This is a genomic window from Halorubrum sp. SD690R, from assembly GCF_005435035.1.
Taxonomy (GTDB): Archaea; Halobacteriota; Halobacteria; order Halobacteriales; family Haloferacaceae; genus Halorubrum; species Halorubrum ezzemoulense.
The window spans coordinates 1-9,056 of record NZ_SGTV01000059.1; the positions used below are offsets into that span (position 1 = coordinate 1).

Annotated in this window: 6 protein-coding genes and 1 pseudogene; 4 read left to right on the forward strand and 3 right to left on the reverse strand. The window is 56.3% G+C overall.

Going from position 1 to position 9,056, the window contains the following annotated elements:
- The 3 genes and pseudogenes from EXE41_RS17985 to EXE41_RS17995 form a co-directional block, all read left to right on the forward strand.
- Window positions 1–103, forward strand: a pseudogene (locus tag EXE41_RS17985) (IS1595 family transposase); the annotation flags it as partial.
- A gap of 770 nt (window positions 104–873) precedes the next feature.
- Window positions 874–2,937: an ATP-binding protein gene (locus EXE41_RS17990; RefSeq protein ID WP_137691721.1), complete on the forward strand. Its 2,064-nt coding sequence runs from the start codon at window positions 874–876 to the stop codon at window positions 2,935–2,937.
- A 318-nt stretch (window positions 2,938–3,255) separates the two neighbouring features.
- Window positions 3,256–3,711 carry a hypothetical protein gene (locus EXE41_RS17995; protein ID WP_199240905.1) on the forward strand — a complete coding sequence of 152 codons (456 nt, stop codon included), beginning with the start codon at window positions 3,256–3,258 and terminating at the stop codon, window positions 3,709–3,711.
- A gap of 742 nt (window positions 3,712–4,453) precedes the next feature.
- On the opposite strand, the gene EXE41_RS18000 is transcribed toward EXE41_RS17995, so the two are convergent.
- The 3 genes from EXE41_RS18000 to EXE41_RS18010 all read right to left on the reverse strand — a co-directional run bounded on the left by EXE41_RS18000 (window position 4,454) and on the right by EXE41_RS18010 (window position 7,655).
- A complete protein-coding gene (locus tag EXE41_RS18000) occupies window positions 4,454–6,067 on the reverse strand; it encodes a sensor histidine kinase (protein ID WP_137691722.1) in 1,614 nt (537 codons plus the stop codon).
- Between the two features lie 305 nt (window positions 6,068–6,372).
- The gene (locus EXE41_RS18005; RefSeq protein WP_137691723.1) at window positions 6,373–7,203 is read right to left on the reverse strand and encodes an IS5 family transposase; all 831 of its coding nucleotides are present in this window, start codon (window positions 7,201–7,203) and stop codon (window positions 6,373–6,375) included.
- 161 nt (window positions 7,204–7,364) lie between these two features.
- Window positions 7,365–7,655 carry a hypothetical protein gene (locus EXE41_RS18010; RefSeq protein ID WP_094494854.1) on the reverse strand — a complete coding sequence of 97 codons (291 nt, stop codon included), beginning with the start codon at window positions 7,653–7,655 and terminating at the stop codon, window positions 7,365–7,367.
- A gap of 65 nt (window positions 7,656–7,720) precedes the next feature.
- Between EXE41_RS18010 and EXE41_RS18015 the strand changes: the two genes are divergently transcribed.
- Complete coding sequence (locus tag EXE41_RS18015) at window positions 7,721–8,800, forward strand: glycerophosphodiester phosphodiesterase (protein WP_137691724.1); 1,080 nt, start codon at window positions 7,721–7,723, stop codon at window positions 8,798–8,800.
- Window positions 8,801–9,056 lie beyond the last annotated feature (256 nt).

A 9,056-nucleotide genomic window follows, 5' to 3' on the forward strand; every position in this document is an offset into this window, starting at 1 on the left:
GGAGCAGGCCGCTCGGACCTACGGCTTCCTCCGGTCACTGAACCTTACTGGGGCACCGATCCACAGTCTCGTGGACTGTATCGCTGTCAATGTATTCCGCTAGTTCCGCCAGTCTACCGAAGAGCGACAACCGATGTCCAGCTGCGTTCACCCATTTGCTAGTTGGTTTGTTTTCACACGTTCATGCTTATTTTCATTTCCAAACAGAATCTGCTAGCTAAGGTCTGTGGCCAGCACGTTTGGTGAAATAAGACGCGACTCCGGTGTCGCCTCGCCCCAGCAAACCCAATTCGATACAACCACTATTATCGGTCGAAACTGAGCAACATGGAACGACCCGACGATGAGTGAAGATATTATATGCTTCGGATACCTTCCTGAATTATGACCGGGGCACCCCTCAGGCCCCAACGAGCGGACGAAGCCACTCTCTCTTATGTCGAAACTAGACTTGAAGCGAATGGCTTGCCGTCTCAGGACGTACGGTCGAAGCCAGACTGCTTCTACATCGGCTACGACGGCGACGAACGGATAGGCGTCGTAGGTTCGAATTGTATGGGACTGACGGTCTTCTACGGTCGGTTGTCGTCGAAGAAGCTGTGCGAGGCCAGGGATATGGAGCAGCACTCTGTGCGGTTGTGGAAACGGAAGCGCAATCTGCCAGCGTTGATGAGACCAGTTCGGGATCCGAACTCGAGATACAGTGCTTGCCAGAAGGGCTCCGAGAAGACATTTCAATAATTTGTTAGACATCAGTTCGATATCAGATCAGATAATTCGGCCGTAGGTTATTATTCATACACCATCAAACACACATATATTGATGGGTGTCCCAATATCAGAAAGTCACAAGCGTAGGGTATTCACCGCGTGATGGCTGGAGTGTTGACGACACCAGCGGGTATCGCATACATTAGTCTATTTTTTATTAGTGGCATCATCTGTTTTGCGGCTATTCCGCGTGCGAGGATGATCTCCGACGCCGACATCCGTCGTGGCTTGGTCGGAATGCTCGTAGCGACGGGAATCTGGGGAATATTCAAAACGGGATACTTTCTTGTGCCGGATCCACTCAAGGAGCCCGCGTATATTATTGGACTCGTGTTCGGATTCGGGACCGTTTGGGCGTGGTTGTACTTCGCATCCGCTTATAGCGGCCGGCAACTACATCAGAACTCAAGTATACGTCTCCTCAGTACCGGCGTGTTTCTCGCCGTGGTAACCGTGAAGGTTACCAATCCGTTACACGGCCTCTATTTTACAATCAGTGAAGCTACCACGCCTTTTCGCTATTTGGCGATCAACCACGGTATAGTCCACTGGATAGCAACTGGGTTCTCGTATGTGCTCGCAGCCGTCGGCCTGTTCACGATATTCGAAGTATATGTGAAGTCGGAGTATGACTCACGGCTGCTGGCTGGCATGACCGGCCTCCTCGGCTTACCTGTTATCTTTGATCTCATCGCTATTACGACACCGACGTTGATTGAGTTCATTTACGCGCCAGTTGGGGTAGCAGGGTTCGCGGTCGGAGCAGTGTTCCTGTTCGGCGATCGGCTCCTAGCAGTCGGCGCGGCCTCCCAAGCCGGCAACTTGACCGTGATCGTCGACGACGATGGTCGGATCAAAGACTACTCAGCCGCGATGGTAGACTCGTTTCCGGATCTTGGTGGATCAGTCGGCGAGAGCCTCGAAGATGTGTTTCCGGAACTCCGTGCGGCCCAGAACGGGACAAAAAACGTCGTCACGCAGAATAACGGCACTCAGCCGAGCCACTACCTCGTGTCGTCACAATCAATGGGTGTCGGGGGATCAGAGACAGATGTTTTGACTCTCAATGACATTTCAGAACGCGAGCGGCAGCGTCAGCAACTGCTAAAGCGAGAACGCGAACTCGACCAACGGAACGAGCTCTACCGGGCCATTCTGGCTGCGAGCTTCTCGTTCGTGTTCCGAATCGACATCGAGATGCGATTCAATTACGTGTCCGAGTCGGCCGAATCATTCGTGGGATACGAGCCTGAGGAGTTGACTGGCGAGCACATATCAGTACTTGCCGCAGATGACGAGAGCCTCACAACAGCAGTGGAGCGTCTCGACGAGGTCACAAATGGCCAGACGGCTCAGATACGCGACCACCCTATCGTGACACATTCGGGTCGCACCACTTACATCGACATGCGGCTCGTTCCAATTTACGACCCTTCTGTGAGCCGCGACAAGCGGACGGCCGACGACGTCACAGAAGTCCAAGTGATGGTTCAAGACGCGAGCCAGCGACGAAAGCGCGAGGGCCTGATCAGCGTATTAAATCGCGTGTTACGACATAATGTTCGGAACGAACTGACGGTGATTAATGGCCGTGCCGAACTGCTCGCAAACGAGCTTGACGGAGGTGCTAAATCGAGCGCTGAGACGATCGTTCAGGCTGGTGAACGCCTGTTGGACATTGCTGAGTCAGCGCGACAGATCGAAGAGAACCGGGAGGTCTCGCCGGAATTTCAAGCAGTCGATATTATTCCGACCGTCAGCGATACGATCGAAAGACTCGAACAGCGGCACCCGGAAGTGGGAGTGACAACCGAGCTACCAGACACTGCGGTCGCCGAAACTTTACCACGGATCGGGACGGCCATGTGGGAGTTGCTCGAAAACGTTGCGGAGCACACCGGCTCGGACCCGGTCGTCAAGATAACTGTAATCAAGCGTAATGACTCAGTTGTGCTGACCATCGCGGACGAGGGGCCTGGAATCCCGAAAGAAGAAGAAGAAGTTCTGGTTAAAGGAAAAGAGCAACCATTAGTCCATGGCCAAGGACTCGGTCTCTATCTCGCGTATTGGATCGTCGTCACGGTAGGGGCGGACATCGAAGTGTCCGGATCTGAATCAGGGACAACCATCCAGATCCACCTCCCAACCCCTGCGGACTCCTCATAAAATATTCTCGACTGTTTAGCTTTATTAAATCATATTATCAAATAAGAAAAATATACTGCGGCTTTAGCTGTAGGATGACCCGGTGTGTCACCTCGCAAAGCCTACTATGCGACTTGACGACTATCCCAAACGAGACGGGAAGCGGGTCTGGCTCAGCCAGAGCGACGAGAACGACGAGGTCGCAGCGTTCATCGACGAGGCGAAGCCCCCAGAGCAGGAGATCGCGTTTCGGCTCGGCGTTCAGGCCGGACTCCGTCGCGAGGAGATCGCCAGCGTCACTGGCAACGACTTCACGTACGCCCCGACGGCTTCCTCCGCGTGTGGAACGACTACCCGAAGCGCGGGCAGTACCGCGAGACGCCGATTCCAAAGGAACTCGCCAGTTCCGTCCGGACGCTCTCATACGAACGCGACCCCGATGAGCCGATCGTTGACGTCGAGCCGAACTCAATCTATCGCTGGGTGAAGCGCGCCGGCGAACGCCGGTACGCGGCGACTGGCGACGAGGGGTGGACTCTCCTCGACGTTCACGATCTCCGTCGGACCTGGGGTGGTCATCTGCTGTGGGACTGTGGTGCTCTTCCTGCCGTCGTGATGAGTTGGGGCGGCTGGGAAGACTGGGAGACGTTCAGAAGCCACTATCTCGGAATGATGAGCCCGGCAGCTGCGGAACGCGAGCGCGAGAAGATCTCGTTCGTCCCGGGGACCGTCGAGTCCGACCCGGGTGCGGATCAGGTTTTCGAGCCGACAGTTCAGTCGCGTTCTTTGTACTGATTTATACGCCTAATGGTGGGCCAATTCGGCTCTGCTGAAATATTCAGCGAGTGATATATTTTGACCCAGTCGCGGTCAGTACAGGCAATTCACGGGTCGCACAGCAGAGGATATCAATGGAGTGATTTGTTCTCCAAGACCAGTAGATATATTTTTGAATGTTAAAAGTTGAGAGTATGGATTTCGAAAGAACAGCAGATCTCGTTATGACTGTTTTTCCGCTCCCTGTTGCGCTCTGGATGGGACTTACTGGGAACCTAGTCAGCGTGCTTGGGCTTCTCTCGTTCAGTACGATTGCCCTCTTACGCCGTCGCTCCACAAGAGTCCGACAGTGGACGAATCAGCATCAGTGGTTGTTTTTGACAATTCTAACACCGATCGCAGTGGCCACGACGTTAGACGCGATGCGTTGAAGCGATCAGTACACAGCTCTCATCGACTATTTATTTCATATAATATTATGTATGAAGAATATGATTTCAACAGAGCCGCCAATTTGTAAATGGTTCTTGCCCAACCTAGCGAAATAACTATTCGATATGTGATATAGGCTGCTACTGACTGCTGAATATAGAGCGTGAAGTCAGCACCCACATAGCGTCAACCTCACACTGAGACGTCCGCGTCGGTCGACTATCAACTGTATATATTTTCGGGCAAGTTTGTCTGAGGATGGGGCTAGGCTTGTTCCAAGAGACCCCGGGGTGCGCTGATCGGGCCAACCGCTCTCTATGCGTGCCTGTTACATAGTAGTCTCTGACTCACCAGTTGAAGATGCGTCAAAGATCGTAATTGTGACGGTGGTGCCGTTTGATGTGTCGAAAGAGACGGTACCGTCAAGAGTGCGGACGGCCCAGGTAAGTTGCCACAATCCCAGACCCGTGCCGTGTTGTAGTGCTGTCTCAGTGCTGGTTTCGAGCGCAGATAGTTCCGACTCGGGAATCCCCGGACCATCATCGGTGACCTGGATTTCGCATCCGTCAGGCGTCTGCCGGAGAGACGCTGTCACGTTCGTAGCGTGTGTGACCGCATTGTCGACGGCGCTTTCTATAGCCGCTTCGAGGGCGGCACCGTCTGTCGAGATCATCAACGAGTCGGGTGCTTCGACAGCGACCAAGGAGTCGTAGGCGGCCACAGTGCCGCGGAGCAGCTCGGCGACATCGACGGCGACGTTTTCGTGCGTCTCTGAGAGAAGTCGGTCGATCGTCCGCGCGCGGTTACTCATGTGCGTGATGCGATCGGTCGCCTCAGTTGCGGCGTCCGCGTGGTCGTTATCGATGGCCTCGAGATGAGCGTTGACGACATCGATTTGATTACGTAGGTTGTGCCGCAGAACCCTGTTAAGCACCGCGAGTCGTTCCTTGCGAAGTTCTCGTTCGGTCACTTCTCGGAGGCTGATCACGGTACCCAACTGCTGGTCATGCTGGTCGAGTACCGTCGACACCTGCGGGTCAAACTTCGCTGACGTACCCTCAACATTGAGTTCGAGCGTCTCGGTTGCTCGCAGCCCGTCCACACTCGTTCCGACGGTATCTTCGACGGTAACGGTGCCGGTAGACGGGTCGGAGTCCCCCGACGCAGTGCGCGCACTCTCGTTTGCTCGCACCACGCGGTGCTCGTCATCCGCAATTAGCACCAAGTCGTCTGTCTCGTCTACGACATCCCGTTCGCCGACGACGCCGACGGCAGGGGATTTTTTGAACGCGTCGAACCGAAACACCGCGAGTCCAAGCCCACCCACCGCGCCGAGAGAGCCAAGCACATAGGCGGCCCCTCCCGCTGCTTGACCGAGTTGAGCAATATACGGAATATTGCTCCAGAACAGCCACATCGCCGCTGGTGCCACAGCAAAGGCAATTCCTTGCCATGCTGTTAGGTGGTCATACCGACGTGTCGCTCGCACCACCAGCACAATCCCGGCTACAGCCAGCGTCACTGCGTAATAACGGGTAGTAATTCCAAGGAGTCCGAGAACCTGCGTTGGCACTAGTGATACTCCGGTTAGTAGACCCTGTAGAGTAAGCACCAAAAGCGGAAACGCAATCAGCGCACCCGTCTTGAGCGAAAGCGAGACGAATCGTCCCGTGTACCGAAGTGCAAACATAGCCCACAAAGCGGCGGGGAGGATCCAGACAACTGCCAGCCACCGCCCGACCGCACCCCCAAAGTCGGTCACTGAGATAAGATCGGTGAGGATGCCGACACTGACGAGTCCGAGACCGACCCCGATCAGCGCAGTGTATCCTGTGAACCACGCAGCCCCTGGTTCGTTGTAACGGTGAGCGACCGTCGCACTGATAGCCGAGATACCCACTGCGTTCCCGATAGATATTGCTGCGGCGATTCCAACGATCATGAAACATCATACATTCTCGCCTGCTAATAATGTGAAGCGTTCCGGTACAGGATATACAAATTATATTGACCGATTGACTGGGCCGCCGTCCTGACGAGAGCCAGCGCGAGACTTGCGCCCTGTATTCATCACGGAATATTCTATCAATTGGCGAATAGTAGTGTTTCACTGAGTTCGGGAAGAGGCTTGTAGATTTGATTTTACTGTTCAGAAACCCCGTTTCCTGAACGGTTAGGCTTGGGGACACCTGTTTACTTCTCGTTGAGTTTCAAGGGCTGTGTTGAATCGCTGTAAGGCGTAGGGATTCACTGTTTGACGAAGCGTTTGATGTTATAGACGACACACATCAGCGCGATCTCGCGGAACTCACGAAACCATGACCGCGCTCGCACGGCAAAGCCGAGCGAGCGCTTGACAGCCGAGTTCACAGTTTCGGTCATAGAGCGCTGATTGTAGCGATTATCGTCGATTCTGGCGTTGTGTGCGTGGTCGTACGGTGCGAAGATCCGGTGCTTGATCAGCGGTCTGATCCCGAGATCTCGGAGACCTTCACGAAGTGATTGCTTGTCGTAGCCCTTATCGGCCGCAAGAGACCGCAGATCGCCCGCGTTCCGGCGGGCGATCTGCTCAGCGAGGTCTGCGTCACTTCCTTCCCGGTTAGTTGAGCAGTGTACGTCAAGGACAGCTTGAGACGCTGTATCGACGAGTTTCGTGACTTTGAGCTTCTGAACGCGGTAGCTGATTCGCTGGCAGTAGTGGCGGCTTGCTGGTGAGCGGTCGTAGAACGTGGCGTCGATCGCGGCGTGTTCTGAGAGATCGTGCAGCTGCGCCGACTGGCGCAGCAGCACTCGACAAACGCTCATACTGATCCGGTCGAACGCCTTACATAACGTGGACGGCGCGGGGAGATCGGCCGCGCTGAGGCCGATCTCCCCAGTTATTTGTGGCATCTCTTTGAGTAAGTCGATCGTCATTCGGTAGGATGTGTCGAGGTAAATCCGGAGACAATGGAGGGAAACGAGTGCATATTCGGCGAATCCGCCGCCACCGTCCGGGGCGGCGGATCCGCCTCCATCGCCAGTAACTCTTTGAGCAACCGGCACAACCTCCCCGATGAAGCGGGAGATTTGGGTCATGATCAACTGAAGTCTCCCGCTTCAGCTCCTTTGATTTAGCGACCCACCTCGCTGCTGTATGGCGATTCAACACAGCCGTTTCAAGATAATTCCCAAATTTGAGTGGTAGTGTGATGTGGTGTGTTTCAGTATTCTACTTCCACTCGCGTCGAATGTATGCTTCACGGGCCCGCAGCCGGACCGGTGGAGACCGTCGTGCTCGTGACCGCGGTCGCGGCCGCGCTCGGATCCTCCTGGACATCAGCTTCGCCCCGACGTCGACCGCCGCACCGATCCTCGTGGTTTCCAGCCTCACCGTCGGCATGCGCCTCGGCGAACGCGTGAGCGAACGACTCCAGCGCGAGGTCGTTCACGCCCTCTTCGCGATCGTCGGGAGCCGGCTGATCCTCGGTGGTGCGAGAGTCGCCTAGCCGGTACCGCTGGTCGCCGACGAGCCCTATCGACACGTACACAATGATATAGACGCCTCATGATACGACATACCAGCCGCTATATCCGATTCGCGAGACATCCCCATATGGCTCGCCATCTTCCAGAACTGTTCGCAGTCGAGACGCGACAACCGACGCACCGCCGTCGGGTGCTCAAGAGCACCGTTGGTATCACAACAGCGGGTGCGCTCGGGGCCGTGTACACCGACGGTGGGGTGGAACCCGAGGGCACTAACGAGACGAGTGACGCAACAGCCACGCAACGTCGGGACAGCGGGGCCGGTCCGGCAGACGCCACTCCACCCGGTGAACTCACGCTCATCGCGCACCGTGGCTTCGCGGGAGAGAACCCAGAAAACACCGTCACCGCTGCTCAAGCGGCGGCAAGCGAGAGCAGATCGACGGACGACGAGGGAACGACGACCCGCCAAGCCGATGTTATCGAGATCGACGTCGTTCCGACAGCCGACGACGACGTGGTCGTGTTTCACGACAACAACTTAGCAGGACGCAACGGCGGTGAGCGCGGACTCACGGACGAGACGGGCGTCGTCTGGGAAACCGAGACGATGACCGTCACTGGTGCGGAGGTACTCCGGAGCGGCGACACGGTACCGCGCCTGTCAACGCTCCTCGAAGCCGTCCCTCCCGAGGTCGGAGTCAACGTAGAATTGAAAAACCCCGGCCGGTACGACCTGCGGTTCGACGAGAAACTCTCTCCGGACGCGCTTGCTGACCGCAGAGTTGCTTGGCAGCCATTCGTAGACCGAGTTGTCGACATACTCGACGCTCACGACAACGAGTTTCTTTGTTCGTCATTCTGTGAGGGTGCGCTGGCCGCGACGCGCGACACGTCATCGTATCCGGTCGCTCCTATCGTCTACGAGTCGGTTGGCGACGGACTCGCTATCGCTCGGGCACACGACGCCGCAGCGGTCCACGCTCCGATGAAGGTAATATTCGGAACTCCGTTCCACGATCCGGCGGTCACCGCCGGCGTGGACCTCGTCGCCGAGGCGCACGCGGACGGACGTGAGGTGAACGTGTGGACAGTCGATACGTGGTATCAGGCCAGTCGGCTTGCCGCCGCCGGCGTCGACGGCATCGCCGCCGACTACTCCGGTCTGCTCCCCGCTTCCAGTGAGACGTCTGCCGGAGACACGTAGACCTGAGCACGACGCGAGCGGCCGGTCGACGGAGACCAGGTGTGAGCGCGCCGACGCGGCCCCACTTCTGTTAGCGGCGTCCTTCGATCGACTCTTGTTCGTCCGCCGTCGATTCTGGTCGATTAACTCTCGGTAGTTCCCATCGTTCCTGATTGCTGACCCAATTTCTGGAGAGAAATGAACGAGATCAGAGCGACCGATTCATCGAGTCGAACAAAGACGGCGATCTCACACCAGTGAGAGCGCCGTCAGTTCA

What these genes read in the sequence shown, in the direction of transcription:
- EXE41_RS17990 (WP_137691721.1), top strand. Translation starts at nt 874, where the DNA reads ATGGCTGGAGTGTTGACGACACCAGCGGGTATCGCATACATTAGTCTA.
- EXE41_RS18000 (WP_137691722.1), bottom strand. Translation starts at nt 6,067, where the DNA reads ATGATCGTTGGAATCGCCGCAGCAATATCTATCGGGAACGCAGTGGGT.
- EXE41_RS18005 (WP_137691723.1), bottom strand. Translation starts at nt 7,203, where the DNA reads ATGACCCAAATCTCCCGCTTCATCGGGGAGGTTGTGCCGGTTGCTCAA.
- EXE41_RS18015 (WP_137691724.1), top strand. Translation starts at nt 7,721, where the DNA reads ATGGCTCGCCATCTTCCAGAACTGTTCGCAGTCGAGACGCGACAACCG.